Source organism: Pseudomonas sp. S150 (assembly GCF_004526365.1).
Taxonomy (GTDB): Bacteria; Pseudomonadota; Gammaproteobacteria; order Pseudomonadales; family Pseudomonadaceae; genus Aquipseudomonas; species Aquipseudomonas putida_A.
This window is the reverse complement of sequence record NZ_CP038207.1, coordinates 4225226-4241112: the sequence shown is the minus strand read 5'-3', so window position 1 is coordinate 4241112 and position 15887 is coordinate 4225226. Positions and strand designations below refer to the sequence as shown.

The 15887-nt window shown below is 61.6% G+C and carries 15 protein-coding genes; 3 read left to right on the top strand and 12 right to left on the bottom strand.

What is annotated here, in order from left to right; translation table 11 throughout:
- Positions 1 to 143: 143 nt before the first annotated feature.
- Positions 144 to 1154, top strand: a complete 1011-nt coding sequence (locus tag E3Z29_RS19275) for an NAD(P)-dependent alcohol dehydrogenase (protein ID WP_097090345.1) — start codon at positions 144 to 146, stop codon at positions 1152 to 1154.
- Positions 1155 to 1181: 27 nt separating this feature from the next.
- Here the strand turns inward: E3Z29_RS19275 and E3Z29_RS19270 are convergent, their stop codons facing one another.
- From E3Z29_RS19270 to E3Z29_RS19250, 5 genes are all read right to left on the bottom strand, one after another.
- Complete coding sequence (locus tag E3Z29_RS19270) at positions 1182 to 2201, bottom strand: XdhC family protein (RefSeq protein ID WP_134786652.1); 1020 nt, start codon at positions 2199 to 2201, stop codon at positions 1182 to 1184.
- Positions 2202 to 2211: 10 nt separating this feature from the next.
- A complete protein-coding gene (locus E3Z29_RS19265) occupies positions 2212 to 3564 on the bottom strand; it encodes a cytochrome c (protein ID WP_134786651.1) in 1353 nt (450 codons plus the stop codon).
- Positions 3565 to 3581: 17 nt separating this feature from the next.
- Positions 3582 to 5834 (bottom strand): xanthine dehydrogenase family protein molybdopterin-binding subunit, encoded by a 2253-nt coding sequence (locus tag E3Z29_RS19260; RefSeq protein ID WP_134786650.1) that lies wholly within the window; start codon positions 5832 to 5834, stop codon positions 3582 to 3584.
- Positions 5834 to 6289, bottom strand: coding sequence for a (2Fe-2S)-binding protein (locus E3Z29_RS19255; RefSeq protein ID WP_027613020.1), 456 nt, complete (start codon positions 6287 to 6289; stop codon positions 5834 to 5836). Before E3Z29_RS19255 ends, E3Z29_RS19260 begins: the two co-directional genes overlap by 1 nt.
- A gap of 88 nt (positions 6290 to 6377) precedes the next feature.
- On the bottom strand, positions 6378 to 7310 hold the full coding sequence (locus E3Z29_RS19250) for an AraC family transcriptional regulator (protein WP_134786649.1): 933 nt from the start codon (positions 7308 to 7310) through the stop codon (positions 6378 to 6380).
- 243 nt (positions 7311 to 7553) lie between these two features.
- On the opposite strand from E3Z29_RS19250, the gene E3Z29_RS19245 reads away from it, so the two are divergent.
- Entirely contained in the window at positions 7554 to 8750 is a 1197-nt protein-coding gene (locus tag E3Z29_RS19245) for an MFS transporter (protein ID WP_134786648.1), read from the top strand.
- A gap of 31 nt (positions 8751 to 8781) precedes the next feature.
- Here E3Z29_RS19245 and E3Z29_RS19240 read toward each other — a convergent pair whose 3' ends face one another.
- The 4 genes from E3Z29_RS19240 to E3Z29_RS19225 all read right to left on the bottom strand — a co-directional run bounded on the left by E3Z29_RS19240 (position 8782) and on the right by E3Z29_RS19225 (position 12728).
- A complete protein-coding gene (locus E3Z29_RS19240; RefSeq protein WP_134786647.1) occupies positions 8782 to 9780 on the bottom strand; it encodes an NADP-dependent oxidoreductase in 999 nt (332 codons plus the stop codon).
- Positions 9781 to 9847: 67 nt separating this feature from the next.
- On the bottom strand, positions 9848 to 10717 hold the full coding sequence (locus E3Z29_RS19235) for an alpha/beta fold hydrolase (protein WP_134786646.1): 870 nt from the start codon (positions 10715 to 10717) through the stop codon (positions 9848 to 9850).
- 82 nt (positions 10718 to 10799) lie between these two features.
- Positions 10800 to 11588 (bottom strand): SDR family oxidoreductase, encoded by a 789-nt coding sequence (locus tag E3Z29_RS19230; RefSeq protein ID WP_134786645.1) that lies wholly within the window; start codon positions 11586 to 11588, stop codon positions 10800 to 10802.
- A gap of 39 nt (positions 11589 to 11627) precedes the next feature.
- Positions 11628 to 12728 carry an alkene reductase gene (locus E3Z29_RS19225; protein ID WP_134786644.1) on the bottom strand — a complete coding sequence of 367 codons (1101 nt, stop codon included), beginning with the start codon at positions 12726 to 12728 and terminating at the stop codon, positions 11628 to 11630.
- A 105-nt stretch (positions 12729 to 12833) separates the two neighbouring features.
- On the opposite strand from E3Z29_RS19225, the gene E3Z29_RS19220 reads away from it, so the two are divergent.
- Entirely contained in the window at positions 12834 to 13460 is a 627-nt protein-coding gene (locus E3Z29_RS19220; protein ID WP_134786643.1) for a TetR/AcrR family transcriptional regulator, read from the top strand.
- Positions 13461 to 13561: 101 nt separating this feature from the next.
- Here the strand turns inward: E3Z29_RS19220 and E3Z29_RS19215 are convergent, their stop codons facing one another.
- The 3 genes from E3Z29_RS19215 to E3Z29_RS19205 form a co-directional block, all read right to left on the bottom strand.
- Entirely contained in the window at positions 13562 to 13918 is a 357-nt protein-coding gene (locus E3Z29_RS19215) for a hypothetical protein (protein WP_134786642.1), read from the bottom strand.
- 277 nt (positions 13919 to 14195) lie between these two features.
- Positions 14196 to 15035, bottom strand: coding sequence for a glutathione-dependent disulfide-bond oxidoreductase (gene yghU / locus E3Z29_RS19210; protein WP_134786641.1), 840 nt, complete (start codon positions 15033 to 15035; stop codon positions 14196 to 14198).
- Between the two features lie 73 nt (positions 15036 to 15108).
- Positions 15109 to 15729, bottom strand: coding sequence for a LysE family translocator (locus tag E3Z29_RS19205; protein ID WP_134786640.1), 621 nt, complete (start codon positions 15727 to 15729; stop codon positions 15109 to 15111).
- Positions 15730 to 15887 lie beyond the last annotated feature (158 nt).

Here is a 15887-nt window from a genome sequence, read left to right as displayed (position 1 = left end):
ACCTGACGGAATTCAATTGTTGCTTGAGGATAGAATAATCATGTGCCTTTTTGCGTATTTATTGCGCGAGGCCAACAGCGAAAGATGTGCCCAGGCAAACCCTTGGTGGTTTGCAGCCATTGATCCGTTTTTGGAGATTCGCAATGAAAGCCTGGTTACTGAAAGATTTCGGCCTCGACAATCTGCACCTGGAAGAGACAGCGACCCCGCAGCCACAGTCCGGCGAATTGCTGGTAAAGGTCGGCGCCGTGTCCCTCAATTTTCGCGACAAGGCGATTGTTGACGGCATCTACGAGCCGCACATGGTGCCCAAACCGTTGATTCCGGTGAGCGACGCAGCGGGCACCGTGGTCGCGGTGGGTGACGGCGTCAGCCGCTTCAAGGTCGGCGATCGGGTCAACTCGCATCTGTATTCCCGCTGGCTGGATGGCGAGCCGGGGCCGAATGAACCGGACTACTGCTTTGGTTCGCCGTTGCCCGGCGGATTGGCCGAATACATGATCATCCATGAAGACAGCGCCGTTGCCGCGCCGGACAACATGAGCGACGAAGAGGCGGCGACGCTGCCGATTGCTGCGCTCACGGCGTGGTACTCACTGGTCGACTTTGGACAGATCCAGCCCGGCCAGACCGTGCTGGTTCAAGGCACGGGCGGGGTGTCGATTTTTGCCGTGCAGATCGCCACGGCGCTGGGCGCCAAAGTGATCGCCACATCGAGTAGCGAGCACAATCTGCAAGCCGTGAAGGAACTGGGAGCGGTCGCGGGCGTGAACTACAGAACGACACCGAACTGGGCCGATGAAGTGTTGCGGCTGACTGACGGCAAAGGCGTGGATCTGCTGCTCGACGTGGCCGGTGGCAACGGCATCAATCAGTCGGTTGCAGCGACCAAGGCTTCCGGGCGCATTGCACAGATCGGTTTTTTGACCGGGCAGACCGTTGCACTCAATCTGATGCCGCTGATTTTCCGCCAGACCACCATTCGCGGTATCGCCGTGGCACCGCGCTCATCCTTCGACCGGATGAACGTCTTCCTCAACCAGCACAAGATTCGCCCGGTGATCGATCAGGTGTATCCGTTCGAGAAAGCGCGCGAGGCGTACGAGCATCTGGCGAAGGGCGCGTTTGGCAAAGTGGTGATCAAAGTCGCCTGATATAGGCACAGGGCCAAGCAACGGGGCTCAATGCGATTGCGCCAGACCCTGTTGCGCCTTGGCTCTGGCAATCGAAAACGCCTTCGGCAAATTGGCGCCATTCTTCGCGGCCAGGATCTCGGCCATCACGCTGACCGCGATCTCCGCCGGTGTCTTGCTGCCAATGTAGATGCCGATTGGCCCGTGCAGCCGTTCGAGTGATGCCTGGGTCTCACCGAAATGCTCGATCAGACGTTCGCGGCGCAGCTGACTGTTGCGCCGCGAACCGATGGCGCCGATGTAAAACGCCGGGCTGTGCAGGGCCTCGAGCAGTGCCAGATCGTCGAGTCGCGGATCATGACTCAAGGCGACGATACAGGTGCGCAGATCGACCGCGAAGTCGCGCACCACGTCATCCGGCATGCCGATGATGCGCTCCACACCGTTCACCGCCCAGGTGTCGATGTATTCGGCACGTGGGTCGCACACCGCGACCTTGAAGCCGTTGAACAGCGCCATGGTCGCCAGATACTCGGCCAGCGCGCCGGCACCGATCATCAGCAGCCGATACCCCGGCCCGAGGGTATTGAGCATCTGTTGGCCGTCGAAACTGAATTGCTCAGGAGTTGCCGTGGCTTGCAGTGTGACGCGACCGCTATCCAGTGCCAGGCAGCGGCGCACCAGTTGCCCGGCATCCAGTTGCACCAGCAGCTCGTCGAGCACCTGCCATGAGGGATTGAACTCCAGAATCAGCTCAAGCGTGCCGCCACAGGGCAAACCGAAACGATGCGCCTCGTCGGCGCTGACGCCGTAGCGCACCACCTCGGGCGCACTGTCCTTGAGGCCGCTGCCGCCATGCGCGGTGGTGTAGCGATCGATCAGGTCCTCCTCGATGCAGCCGCCGGACACGCTGCCGACCACACGCCCGTCGTTACGCAAGGCCATCATCGAGCCTGTCGGGCGCGGCGAAGAGCCCCATGTGCGCGCCACCGTGGCGAGCAACACTTGCTCGCCGGCGGCGAGCCAGTCCCGCGCGGTGCGCAGGACCAGCAAGTCGATGCTTTCCATCAAAGTTCCTCTAACGCATTTGCAGGATGATCGGGCTGCTGCTGGCCGGATCCGTACGTTCACGCAGCTTGTTGACGGCCTGCGGTTCAATGGCACCGCCCTGATTGCCCCAGGTGCTGCGCATGAAGGTCAGCACTTCGGCGATCTCTTGATCCGACAACTGTTCGCGGAAGGCTGGCATGCGATAGGCGTCCGGTACTCCGGCGGCCACCACCCGTTGCGAACCGTTGAGGGTGATGTTGATCGCCGAGGAACTTTCCTTGGCCAGTGCCGACGTGGCGCCGGCCAGCGGCGGCATCCATTCCGACTGGCCCTTGCCGTCCAAACCGTGGCACGAAGCACAGCGCGTGACGTAGGTATGGGCACCGGGCGCGTCCAGACGTTCCGTCGCCGAAACCGTTTGGTACTGCCATGGCTGGCCGTCGCGCTGAGGATCCCCCGGCAATGACTTGAGATAGCGGGCGATCGCGGTCAGATCGTCATCGCTCATGAACTGCGTCGAGTTGTTGAACGCCTCGGTCATTGAGCCATAAACCACTGCATGTTTGTTACGCCCGGTCTTGAGGAACTGCACGATCTCCGGCTCACTCCAGCGGCCCAGACCGGTGTTGTGATCATCACGCAGGCTTGGCGCGTACCAGCCATCGAGCAAGGCGCCGGCGAGGTACGGCGTGGCGGATTCATCCAGAGCCTTCTCGTTGAACGCCAGACCGCGCGGCGTATGGCAACTGCCGCAGTGCCCGGCGCCTTGCACGAGATAAGCGCCGCGATTCCACACGGCATCCTGCGACGGTTTGGCCACGTAAGGTTCGGTATCGGCAAACACACCGTTCCACAACGCAATCGGCCAGCGCAGGTTCAACGGAAAAGGAATCGCACTCGGGATATTCGCCTGCTTGACCGGTGCCACGCCTTTCATGAAAAACGCGTACAGCGCTCGCACATCGTCGTCACTGAGCTTGGCGTAGGACGGGTAGGGCATCGCCGGGTACAGACGACGGCTTTCAGGTGCCACGCCGTGGCGCACCGCACGGTCAAAGTCCGCCAGGCTGTAGCGACCGATGCCGGTTTCCGGCTCCGGGGTGATGTTGGTCGCGTGGATCGCGCCCAGTGGTGTGGCCATTTCCAGGCCGCCAGCGAACGGCGCACCGCCCGGCACGCTGTGGCACGCCACGCAATCGCTGAGTCGGGCGACGTATTCGCCACGAGCGACCAGCGCCGGGTCGATATCGGCCACGGCGGTGTGGTTGTTTTCAAGGCGCGAGACAGGCTCGCGGGTGACATACCAGGCCAGCAGGCCTGCCGCGACCAGGCACGGCACTGCCAGCCAGCCAGCGGTTCTTGCGAATCGGCTGTTATTCATGGACGCTCCGGCGCTGATCAAGTGAAGGTGTGTCGGCTCATGGGCAGGCTGCGCACCCGTTGCCCGGTCAGCGTTGCCACCGCATTGGCGACGGCGGGCGCGACAGCGGGCAACGGTGGTTCGCCGATGCCGCCCATTTTTTCCCCGCTCTCGACAACACGCACGTGGACCCGGGCCATCCGCGCAGGCGGCAGGATCGGATACAAGTCGTAGTTGCGCGCGCGCGGTTTGCCATCAATCCACACGGCTTCCTCCACCAGGGTCTGCGACAGGCCCAGCGCCACCGCGCCATTGACCTGTGCTTCGACAATCGCCGGATTGACGATGCTACCGGGGTCGATCGCCTGCCAGATGTCGTGCACCTTGACCTGACCGTGCTCGATGGAGACCTCGGCGATCACCGCCGTCTGGGTACCGAACGGCGAAGCCATCGCCACGCCTCGCGCACGTTTGCTGCCGTCCGCCGCGGTGAACGGCCCACGCTTCCAGCCACCCGACAGCTCGCCCACGGCTTGCAGCAGCGTGGTCAGTCGTGGGTTGTCGCGCAGCAGATGCAGGCGCAATTCGAACGGGTCCTTGCCACCCTTGTCGGCCAGTTCGTCAAGGAACGATTCGTAGAAGAAGTCGTTGAGCGAATTGCCCACCGAACGCCAGTAACCGAGCATCGCCGGGCCTTTGGCGTAGATCTGCGCGATGCGCTTGTTGGGGATTGCATAGGACTTGCCCGACAAGCCTTCAAGTGCCGTCGGGTCGAGTTTTTCACCCTGTTTGCCGGCCAGCGCCTCGGTCGGGCCTTCGGTGGCACTGATTGCTTCGATCGCCAGCGGCCAGCCGTCATTATCCAGCGCCGCACGGAAATTCACCGCTGCCACCGGACGCAGCACATCGCGCAGGAACTCTTCTTCGCGGCTCCAGATCAGTTTGACCGGGCGACCAACCGCTTTCGATAACTCGATCGCCTGAGGGTAGGGACTGGCGGCGTCGTAGAGGAAATGCCGACCGAAGAAGCCCCCGAGCAATGGCGAATGCAAGGTGATGCGCGACGGATCCAGCCCGGTGCGTTTGGCGATGTCGGCACGGAACATGTCCGGCGCCTGATTCGGCAGCCAGACTTCCAGCGAACCGTCGGGATTGAATCGGGCCAGCGCCGACGGCGGCTCCAACTGACCGTGGTTCAGGTACTGGTTGTGGTAAGTGGCGTCAATCCGCGTTTTGGCGTTCGCCAGAGCTGCAGCCACGTCGCCCTCATTTTCATCATCCCTGGCCGGGCCTTTGTCTTCAGCCAGGCGCTTGAGCCAGGCATCACTGGAAAAATTTGCGGGCATCGGCCGTACTTTGCTGTCGGCCGTGGGTTCCTGCCAGTCGACCTGAATCGCTTCCACTGCACGTTTGGCGTGCCACCAGCGCTCGGCGACCACCGCCACGGCCCCCGGCAGGCGATGCACGGAATGCACGCCTTTCATTGCCTTGACCTGCTCTTCGTTGCGCAGGTTACCCACGGTCATGCCCAAACGCGGGGCATGTTGAACGGCAGCATGCAGCATGTCGTCGACCTTCAGGTCGATGCTGTACAGCGCCTTGCCCGTGGACTTGTCGTAGGCATCGACGCGCTTCACCGGTTTGCCGATCCAGCGGAACTGGCTCGGATCACGCAGCTGCACCGAGGCCGGATCGGGCACCGGCAGATCCATGGCGTGCTCGGCCAGTTCGCCGTAGGCCACCGAACGCCCGGACTTGGCGTGCACGACTTTGCCGGGTTCGGTGCTCAGTTCACCCACCGGCACCCCAAGTTTCTGCGCACCGGCCTGCAGCAGCATGGCGCGGGCGAGGGCGCCGAGGCGGCGCATCACCGGGTAACTCATGCGCACCGACATGCTGCCGCCGGTGATGCGCATACCGTTTTCCATCACCACATAGGCTTCGCCGGGCGGCGCGGCTTCGACCAGGAATGTCGACGGGTCGGCATCCAGTTCTTCACCGACGATCTGCGCCATCGCGGTGAACGTACCTTGTCCGCCTTCCATGAACGGGCAGAGCAGGCGCACGCGGTTGTCCGGGCGAATTTCCAGAAACGCCGGTACCTGCGTGCCACGCTCGGCAGTCGCGGCCGCCACTGCCGCTTGCACGCGAGTCGTGCCCAGCGGCAGGCCGAAACCGAGCACCAGTGCGCCGACGGCGGTGCCGGTCAGAAAACGTCTGCGCGACACATTGATCGGTTCATGCAGAGCCAGTGCTGATGCTTCCTGGGACGGATCGATACGCACGTTCATCAGGCATCTCCCTTGCCGGCCAGCTCATGCACGGCGGCATGAATGGCGTTGTACGTGCCGCAGCGGCACAGGTTGACCATCGCCGCCTCGATCTGCGCGTCACTTGGCTTGGGGTTTTGCTTGAGCAGCGCCGTGGCCGCCATCACCTGCCCGGACTGGCAGTAGCCACACTGGGCGACCTGCAGATCAACCCAGGTCGAGACCACCCGTTTACCGACATCATCGGCCTCGATCGCCTCAATGGTGGTGACCTCGCGGCCGACCACGCCGGCCACCGGCGTGACGCACGAGCGCACCACGTTGCCGTCCACCAGCACGGAACAGGCGCCGCACTGCGCCAGTCCACAGCCGTATTTGGTGCCGGTCATGCCCAGATCATCGCGGATCACCCACAGCAGGGGCGTATCGGCGTCGGCATCGACCTGATAGGTTTTCTGGTTGATTCGTAGTTCCATGGTTCACCCGCTCGATCATCGGTTGACGTGCATTTTTATAAGCGGTGAAACGCTGCGTGGCGCCTCACCGGTAAAGCGTGTTCTTTGCTCAACTGGCCGCGTTGCCCAGTGCTTCTGCGGCGAAGGGGTCGCCACGCAGCAGCGCGATGTCCCGACTGGGTGCGGTGCCGTACAGGCGTGCGTATTCGCGGCTGAACTGCGAGGGACTTTCATAACCGACCGCAAATGCCGCTCGCGAAACGTCCAGACGCTCCATCAACATCAGCCGGCGCGCCTCGTTCAGTCGCAGCCACTTCTGGTACTGCAGCGGGCTCATGCCGGTGAGTTGGCGGAAGTGATGGTGAAAGGTCGGTGCGCTCATCTGCACCCGCGCCGCCAGTTCATCGATGCGCAGCGCCTCGGTGTAGTTGACCTTGAGCCAGTCGATGGCTTTGGCGATGCGATAACCCTGGCCATCGACGGCCGTGATCTGCCGCAGCCGCGCGCCTTGATCGGTATGGAGCAGCCGATAGTGGATTTCCCGCAGCACCAGCGGCGCCAACACCGGGATCGCCTCAGGCTCGTCGAGCAATGCCAGCAGGCGCTCGAGCGCGCCTTCCAGAGCGGAAGACATGTTGCCAATGCCAGCGCCGGTGTTCGTCGACGGCTGCCGTTTCGCAGGCAAGCCACCTTTGCTGAGGATCTCGGCGAGCATGCCGACATCCAGCTTCAGCACCAGCCCGACACAGGGCTGTTCGGGGCTGGCAAGCATCACTTCGGAATTGGCGGGCAGATCCAGCGAGGTGACCAGAAACCGCGAAGGGTCGTAGCGGTAACCCTCACCGCCGACCCACAAGCGCTTTTCCCCACGGCCCACCAGAATCAGGCTCGGCTCGATCATGCACACCGTCGGTGGCGCCGGCTGATCGCGACGAAACAGCGACAGGCCGGCTATCGACGTGGCGAAGTCGCCCGCTACGCTCACGCGCGAGTCAATGTTCAACGCCAAAGGTGATTGGTGGCGCAGCGGGGTAGGGATCATGTCGGGCAACTCCTGTTGAACGAACTCTAATCCGCTGCACAGGCGATTCCTATACACCACCCTGCATCCTCAGAGGATCAGGCAAGCATTCAAGAGGAATGCACTAGGGCAGAGGTGAATCGACCGGGAGAATGTGTCAAACCATTACAGGAGAGCCGCGATTCGACAACGCGATCCTCGCACCGTGAAAAACAGTGGGTCCGGGCAATCGCCCGGACGCCTATCGCAATACAGGTAATCCCAATGACTTCCCTTTCTACAGAACAACGCGGCTGGAGCGCCGTGCTGGCCATGTCGTTGGCCGCCTTCGCGCTGGTCGCTTCAGAGTTCATGCCGGTCAGTTTGCTGACGCCGATTGCCGCCGAACTGCACATCACCGAGGGCCAGGCCGGGCAGGGGATTTCCGTGTCCGGTGCATTCGCCCTGATGACCAGCCTGTTGATTGCAGCGGTCGCTGCTCGCGTCGAGCGCAAGAAGCTGTTGCTGGGTCTGACCTTGCTGATGATCGTCTCGGGGACGGTGGTCGCATTCGCGCCGGGCTATCCGTCGTTCATGTTCGGGCGGGCCCTGATCGGCATCGCCATTGGCGGTTTCTGGTCGTTGTCGGCGGCAACCGCGATGCGTCTGGTGCCGCCTGACCAAGTGTCCCGGGCACTGGCGATCGTCAACGGCGGAAACGCGCTGGCCACGGTAATCGCCGCTCCGGCGGGGAGTTTCCTCGGCGCATTGATAGGCTGGCGCGGCGCGTTCTTCTGTGTGGTTCCGGTCGCCGCGCTGGCGGCCGTGTGGCTGCTGATCAGTCTGCCGTCCTTCAAGCTTGAGCGTCAGGCCGGTAGCGGTAATGCCCTGCGGTTGATCAAGCAATGGCCGGTCGCCTTGGGGATGGTCGCCGTCAACGTATTTTTCATGGGGCAGTTCATGCTGTTCACTTACCTGCGGCCCTTTCTGGAGGGGGTCACCGGGGTCAGCGTTGCAACCCTGTCCTTGATGCTGCTGGGGCTGGGGCTTGCCGGTTTTATCGGGACCTTTGTGATCGAAAGATTCCTCGGCACTGGCCTGTACCGCACGCTGACAGTTATCCCGCTGATAATGGCGGTCATTGCGCTGGCGCTGGTCAACTTCGGCGCATCGCCGCTGCTGACTGCGGTGCTGCTCGGATTGTGGGGGCTGGTCGCCACGGCGGCCCCCGTGGGCTGGTGGACCTGGCTGGCGCAGACACTCCCGGACGATGCCGAAGCCGGCGGAGGGCTGCTCGTGGCCATCGTGCAACTGGCCATCGCCGGAGGGGCCATCGTCGGTGGCCTGGCGTTTGATCTGAGCGGTTATAAAGCCACCTTCGAACTCAGCGCGGCGGTGTTGGTGATTGCGTCGGTACTCGCCTGGTGCGCCGGTCGCAGTGCGACTGAAGTTCATCTGGTCGAGTCGAACGCGGCCGGCTGACGAGTTCAGCCGGCCGCCGGGGGGCACGTTGTCATTTGAGCGTAACGACGACCTTGCCCTTGGCGCGCCCCTGCTCGACGTACTTCAACGCCTCTGCCGTCGAGGCAAACGAGAAGCTGCGGTCAATCACCGGTCGGATGATTGCCTCCTCGACCAGCGTGGCGATTTTTTGCAGTTGTGCACCATTGGCCCGCATGAAGACGAACGTGTAGTTGACCGCCTGCTTGCGCGCCTTGCGCCGGATACCGAAGCTCAACAGGCGCATGACCTGTTGCAATGGCCAGGACAAGCCTTGTTCTTGGGCGAACTGTGCAGTGGGCGGGCCCGAGATGGAAATGAGCTGGCCGCCGGGCTTCAGGACCTTGAGTGATTTTTGCAAAACGTCCGGGCCAAGGCTGTTCAACACCACGTCGTAGTCGTGCAGGACGCTTTCGAAGTCTTGCTGTTTGTAGTCGATGACCAGATCGGCCCCCAGTGCCTTGACCCATTCGACGTTCGCGGTGCTGGTGGTCGTGGCGACGAAGGCGCCGAGGTGTCTGGCCAACTGGATGGCAATGCTGCCAACCCCACCGGATCCCGCGTGAATCAGTACTTTCTGACCCTTTTTCAGTTGTGCGGTTTCGATCAGTACTTGCCACGCCGTCAACGCGACCAAGGGCAGGGATGCGGCTTGCGCCATGCTGGTATTGGCGGGTTTTCGGGCGACCGCGTTTTCGTCCACGGCGATCAATTCGGCAAACGTTCCGATCCGCGTTTCCGGCGGGCGAGCGTAGACCTCGTCTCCCGGTTTGAACTGCGTCACCTGTGAGCCAACCTCCACCACCACACCCGCCAGATCATTGCCCAGTATCAGCGGTAATGCATAGGGCAGAATCAGCTTGAACTCGCCACTGCTGATCTTCGAATCCAGCACATTGACGCTGCTGGCGTGTACCTCGATCAAGACATCACGGGCACCCACCACAGGGGCAGGCGCTTCGCCAATGCGCCCGCTGTTCTTTCCATAGCGATCAATCAGAAATGCTTTCATCGTAGTGCTGCTCTTGGCGGTTGTAAGGAGGGTGGCTGGCGCGTTGCGGTGTTGCTGCGCCGTGTCGTCAGGCGTCGAGGAATGCCTGGGCCTTGGCGACAAAATCAACGCAGTGCTGGAAAATCCCGCCGTGGCCGGCATCCTCATAAATCACCAGTTGTGCGTTGGGAATACGCTTGGCCAGCGCCATCGAGTTGACGCTGGGCACCATGATGTCGCTGTCGCCGTTAACGATAAGCGTGGGTATGCGCAAGCGTCCGAGGTCTTGCGGCGGTTGTTGGCCCCACGCGGTGATCGCTTTCAACTGGCGCAGAAAAGCGCTCGGTGTCGGGCCTTTGTCGCGATTGTTTTTGCGTGCTTTCAGGCGTTGCAGATACTGCGACGCAGATCGACGGCCATTGGCTGACGAGGTGAAGAACAGGTAGACCTTGGGATCGCGCAAGGTCAGCAAGCCTTTGAGGATCAATGGCCACGTCACCGAACCGACCTTGTCGATACCGCTGCCGCCGGCCGGACCGGTACCGGTCAGAATCAAGCGACGCACCCGATCAGGCGCCTTCAGGGCAATGTCCTGAGCAACGAAGCCGCCGAGCGAGAATCCCAGTACATCAACGGTTTCCAAGCCCAGCGCCCGGATCAACTGAATGGCATCGTCTGCCATTTCACCGACAGTCAGTGGCGCGGTTCCACCAGAGCCGCCAATACCGCGATAGTCAGTGGTAATGACCCGTCGGGTTCGTGCCAAGCCATCAATGATCGCGGGATCGAAGTTGTCCAGCACGGCGCCCCAATGGTTGAACAGCACCAGCGGCACGCCGATCGCGGGGCCGATGTCGCGGTAAGCGAAGCGCACGCTGTTGACCGTGATCGACTGGTTCGCCGCGTTGCTGAATGGCGTCGACGCGCCAGTGTGGTTATTTGCCAGGGTTTGATTCATTTCTGCTCCGGATCGCGGGCCGGATTCGATGCAGTGACTTGCGCCTGCATCGAATCCGCCGCGCGTGTTCGCTACCAGACAATCACTGTGGGTCCAGGTAGCGCTGGGCAACCGCAGACTGACGGATTTGCCCGATCAGGCCCTGACGTGCGCCTTGCAGATCATCCCAGCGTTGCGCTTCGTGCAGCGGCGGGATGGTTATCGGTTCGCGGCGATCGAAACCGACCAGAGCGGCATCCACCAGATCGCCCACTTCCATGATGTCACTCAAGGTGTTGATGTCGATGCCGGAGCGATCCCAGATCTCCGTACGGGTGGCGGCGGGGAGTACGGCTTGCACGTAGACGCCCTGAGGTGACAGTTCCAGGCTCAGTCCCTGGGACAGGAACAGGACGAAGGCCTTGGTCGCACCGTAGACGGTCATGCCGAACTCCGGTGCCAGACCCACCACCGAACCGATGTTGATGATCGCGCCGTCACCGGCCTTGACCAGACGTGGAGCGATGGCGCTGGCCAGGCGCACCAGTGCGGTGGTGTTGAGGGCGACCAGTTGCGCAACGCCGTCGGTGCTTTGGTCGATGAAGTTACCGGAGAGGGCGGCGCCGGCGTTATTGACGAGGATGCCGATACGGGCGTCCTCGCGCAGGCGGTTTTCAACGGTGCTCAGATCAGCGAGTTGGGTCAGGTCCGCCGGGATCACATCGACGGTGACGTCGTGTTCGCTGCGCAAGCGGGCTGCAAGTGCGTCCAGGCGTGCCTGGTCGCGGGCGACCAATACCAGATCGTGGCCGCGTTGCGCGAAGCGCTCGGCGTAGACCGCGCCAATGCCGGTGGAGGCGCCAGTGATCAGAACAGTAGGGCGAGTGCTCATGGGGGATCTCTCTTTCAGGGTGTGAGAAACAGAACGCGCTCAGTTGGCGCTGACGCTTGATTCAGCCAGCGTCGGGTAGTCGATGTAGCCCGCCGCACCGCCGCCATAGAGGGTGGCGGGATCGAACGCGGACAACGGCGCGCCCTGCTTGAGGCGCTCCACCAGATCCGGATTGCCAATGAACGGGCGACCGAAGGCGATCAGGTCGGCCTGGTCATCGGCGAGCTTCGAGGTCGCCAGGTCCAGGTCATAGCCGTTGTTGGCGATGTAGGTGTTTTTGAAGCGCTGGCGCAGTGCGCCGAAGTCGAAGGGCGCCACGTCGCGCGGGCCACCGGTCGCGCCTTCGACCACGTGCAGATAAACCACGCCGAGGGCATCGAGTTGCTCGGCGAAGTAATCGAATTGCGCCTGCGGATCGCTGCTGGAGACGCCGTTGGCCGGCGACACCGGAGACAGGCGCACACCGGTGCGATTGGCGCCGATTTCATCAACGACGGCCGCCGTCACTTCAAGCAACAGACGCGCCCGGTTTTCAATCGAGCCGCCATACGCATCGGTACGCAGATTGGCGCTGTCCCTGAGGAATTGATCGAGCAAATAGCCGTTCGCGCCATGAATTTCCACGCCATCGAACCCGGCGGTAATCGCGTTTGCCGCAGCCTGGCGAAAACCGTTGACGATGCCCGGCAGTTCGCTGGTCTCCAGCGCGCGCGGCGCCGAGACATCTTCAAAGCGATTGTTGACGAAGACTTTGGTGGCGGCGCGTAGCGCAGAAGGGGCCACGGGGGCGGCGCCGTTTTCTTGCAGATCAACGTGCGACACGCGGCCGACATGCCACAGTTGCAGAAAGATTTTTCCGCCCTTGGCATGGACTGCATCGGTCACCTGGCGCCAGCCGTCAATCTGCGCCGGCGTGTAGATTCCCGGGGTGTCCTGATAGCCCTGACCTTGTCGGGAAATCTGCGTGGCTTCACTGATCAGCAAACCTGCGCTGGCCCGTTGGCTGTAATAGGTGGCGGCGAACTCGCTGGGTACGAAGCCTGCGCCTGCACGGTTGCGAGTCAGCGGTGCGAGGACGACGCGGTTCGACAGCGTCAGGTCGCCAAGTGTGTAAGGGGTGAACAGAGTCTGGTTACTCATCTGGTATTTCTTCCGTGCCCGTTGGTGGAGATCGGTGTGCGTGCAATTATGATGATGATCGAAATCTAAACTGTCAACGGTTTTGATTATGACCAGCATCTATGTATGATTGGCACAATCATTCCCAATGAACACGAGGTACTGCACGTGCGAGTGACCAAGGCCCAGGCGCAGGCCAATCGAGAACACATCGTCGAGACCGCTTCCGAGCTGTTCCGTGAGCGTGGCTTTGACGGCGTCGGTGTGGCGGATCTCATGGCGGCTGCCGGTTTCACCCACGGTGGTTTTTACAAGCATTTCGGCTCCAAGGCCGACCTGATGGCTGAAGCCGCGTCCTGCAGTCTTGCCAAGTCGCTGGCAGGTGCCGAAGCGCTCGACGTGCCAGGCTTCATCGATGTCTATGTGACGAGAGAACATCGCGATGGACGTGGCAGCGGTTGCACCATGGCCGCGCTGTGTGGCGACGCGGCGCGTCAATCGGATGAGGTGAAAACGACGTTTGCCGAAGGGATCGAGCGCACCCTGCAGACCCTCGGAGACAAATATCCAACCGGGCCGGACGCCGTGGTGGGCGAGGGGAGAAAGAAAATGATCGACCTGCTGTCGCGGGCTGTCGGCGCGATTGTGCTGTCGCGCGCCTGTCCGGATGATTCCGCGCTGGCTGACGAGATCCTTGAGGTGTGCCGCGCTGAAATGCTGGCTTCGTTGCCGGTTGACGAGGAGACGGTCTGAGGCAGCGCTGGATCGTCGTTTCGCTCAACAGCGGGTTGCGCTTCGTACCAGCGCCTATGAGCAGATGGACCTGAAGCGCAGTCTCAGCGGCAACGCAAAGGTCAGGAGTACCGTTTCAGACGTTCACGCCAGTTGCCACCGTGCGTGCGCTGGCACGCTTCCTCGGAGTCGAAACGCACGTTGCGCTCTGATGGGAGCAGGTCGATATCGGCCTCCCTCAGCGCAGTGGCCGTCAGCTCAAGCAGGCGTGCCTTGGCGTCAGTCAGGGCGAGGTTTTTGTCGGCTTCGGTGTCGAACACCCAAGTGACATTCAGGGTCGCCGCCAACGCGTTCAGGTCAGCGGTGTGGGTCAGCCAGGTGAAGCCCTGGATTTCAGCTTTTGCGGTTTCACACGCGTTGGTGAGCGTGGCAATCAAGCGCCGCTCGATTTGCGCCAGTTCACGTTTTCCAAGGGGCATTGCAGATCCTTTGACGACAGTGGTGGTGTGGTCTCAATGTAATTGCTGAGGTTCACAAATTCTCATATCCAACCCGAATACCCTGTGGGAGCGAGCTTGCTCGCGAAAGCGGTAGGACTGTGATGTCAGTGTTGCCTGACCTGGCGCCTTCGCGAGCAAGCCCGCTCCCACAAAGGTTGCTGTGAACCGGGATGTCCCTGTCCAGCACAGATCCCACAAAGTTTGCTGGTGATTGCGGATGCCCATGTCCAACACAAATCTTTGTGGGTATGTGGCGTCAGTCTAGATCGCTGGCCTGATGTCGCTCCGCAACCTGGCTCGCCTCGTCACCCCAGGTGCGATTGACCCGCTGGCCACGCTTGACTGCCGGGCGCTCGGCGATTTCTTCTGCCCAGCGCTGCACGTGGGTGTATTCGTGGGCCGCTAGAAATTCGGCGGCCGCATACACGTTGTTGCGCACCAGTTGGCCGTACCACGGCCAGACCGCGATGTCGGCGATGGTGTAGCTGTCGCCGGCCAGGTAGCGGCTTTCCTTGAGGCGTCGGTCGAGCACATCGAGCTGACGCTTGGCTTCCATGGTGAAGCGGTTGATCGGGTATTCGAGCTTCTCCGGCGCATACGCGTAGAAGTGCCCGAAACCGCCGCCCAGATAAGGTGCGGCGCCCATCTGCCAGAACAGCCAGTTCAGGGTTTCCGTGCGGCCGGCGGGATCTTTCGGCAGGAAGGCGCCGAATTTCTCTGCCAGATACAGCAGGATCGAACCGGATTCGAATACCCGAATCGGCGGCTGTACGCTGTGGTCGAGCAGCGCCGGAATCTTCGAGTTCGGATTGATCTCGACAAAACCGCTGGAGAATTGATCGCCCTCGTTGATGCGGATCAGCCACGCGTCGTACTCGGCCTCGGTGTGCCCCAGTGCGAGCAATTCTTCCAGCAGGATGGTCACCTTGACGCCATTGGGCGTCGCCAGTGAATACAACTGCAGCGGGTGTTTGCCCACGGGCAGGGTCTTTTCATGCGTCGGCCCGGCAATCGGGCGGTTGATGCTGGCGAAATGGCCGCCGGACGGCGCTTCGTGTTTCCAGACTTTGGGCGGTACGTAGGGCGCTTTACTCATGAAATGGGCCTCATGGTGAACTTGCCGAGAATGACCTGACGGGTATCAGACCAGACAGCATAAACGCTCTAGCTCAAGACTGCGCAACCCCCGGAATGATCAAACACGCCGCCAGACCCATCAACGCGATCCCGATGACCTTGTCGAGGAGCCGCTGTTTTTCCAGCAGGCGCCGGCGTAACCGTTCGGTGGAGAAAAACAGCGCGACCAGGCTGAACCACAGCCAATGAATGACCGACATGAACAGGCCATAGGCGAAGTTCATCGTCAGCGAACTGCCTGGCTCCACCACCTGACTGTACGCCGCCACCACGAACAACATGGTTTTCGGATTCAGTGCATTGGTCAGAAAACCTGAGCAGAACACCTTCCAGGCACGGGGTGCCGAAGCGCTCGCATCGGCAAATGTCAGCACAGATTTATTGGTAAAGGACTTGATGCCCAGATAGACCAGGTAGCCGGCACCCAGCAGTTTCATCATCCAGAACAACATGGGTGACTGAGTGATGATCAGCGCCACCCCGAACACCGTGTAGAACACATGAACCTGCACGCCACAGGCGATGCCCAGCGCAGCCAGCAAACCACTGCGCCGCCCGTAGGCATAACTGTTGCGAGTGACCATGGCAAAGTCCGGGCCGGGGCTGATCACCGCCAGAACAGTGATGGCGATTACCAGAAACAATTCATTCATCCATACGCTCCATCGCGTTATTTGCGCTACTTGAATTCACAGATACAGCGCCTGCAGCATCGCCGCCAACAGCGTGGATGGAATTAACAGGCCCTGAGCGGCGACATGATGGAGAAGTGTCTTTGGCAAAAAAAACGATTTATAGTCGCGAAAATCTG

Excerpts from the sequence above, each read along its gene's own strand:
- E3Z29_RS19275 (WP_097090345.1), top strand. The coding sequence starts at position 144 with ATGAAAGCCTGGTTACTGAAAGATTTCGGCCTCGACAATCTGCACCTG.
- E3Z29_RS19270 (WP_134786652.1), bottom strand. The coding sequence starts at position 2,201 with ATGGAAAGCATCGACTTGCTGGTCCTGCGCACCGCGCGGGACTGGCTC.
- E3Z29_RS19265 (WP_134786651.1), bottom strand. The coding sequence starts at position 3,564 with ATGAATAACAGCCGATTCGCAAGAACCGCTGGCTGGCTGGCAGTGCCG.
- E3Z29_RS19260 (WP_134786650.1), bottom strand. The coding sequence starts at position 5,834 with ATGAACGTGCGTATCGATCCGTCCCAGGAAGCATCAGCACTGGCTCTG.
- E3Z29_RS19255 (WP_027613020.1), bottom strand. The coding sequence starts at position 6,289 with ATGGAACTACGAATCAACCAGAAAACCTATCAGGTCGATGCCGACGCC.
- E3Z29_RS19250 (WP_134786649.1), bottom strand. The coding sequence starts at position 7,310 with ATGATCCCTACCCCGCTGCGCCACCAATCACCTTTGGCGTTGAACATT.
- E3Z29_RS19245 (WP_134786648.1), top strand. The coding sequence starts at position 7,554 with ATGACTTCCCTTTCTACAGAACAACGCGGCTGGAGCGCCGTGCTGGCC.
- E3Z29_RS19240 (WP_134786647.1), bottom strand. The coding sequence starts at position 9,780 with ATGAAAGCATTTCTGATTGATCGCTATGGAAAGAACAGCGGGCGCATT.
- E3Z29_RS19235 (WP_134786646.1), bottom strand. The coding sequence starts at position 10,717 with ATGAATCAAACCCTGGCAAATAACCACACTGGCGCGTCGACGCCATTC.
- E3Z29_RS19230 (WP_134786645.1), bottom strand. The coding sequence starts at position 11,588 with ATGAGCACTCGCCCTACTGTTCTGATCACTGGCGCCTCCACCGGCATT.
- E3Z29_RS19225 (WP_134786644.1), bottom strand. The coding sequence starts at position 12,728 with ATGAGTAACCAGACTCTGTTCACCCCTTACACACTTGGCGACCTGACG.
- E3Z29_RS19220 (WP_134786643.1), top strand. The coding sequence starts at position 12,834 with ATGATTGGCACAATCATTCCCAATGAACACGAGGTACTGCACGTGCGA.
- E3Z29_RS19215 (WP_134786642.1), bottom strand. The coding sequence starts at position 13,918 with ATGCCCCTTGGAAAACGTGAACTGGCGCAAATCGAGCGGCGCTTGATT.
- yghU (WP_134786641.1), bottom strand. The coding sequence starts at position 15,035 with ATGAGTAAAGCGCCCTACGTACCGCCCAAAGTCTGGAAACACGAAGCG.
- E3Z29_RS19205 (WP_134786640.1), bottom strand. The coding sequence starts at position 15,729 with ATGAATGAATTGTTTCTGGTAATCGCCATCACTGTTCTGGCGGTGATC.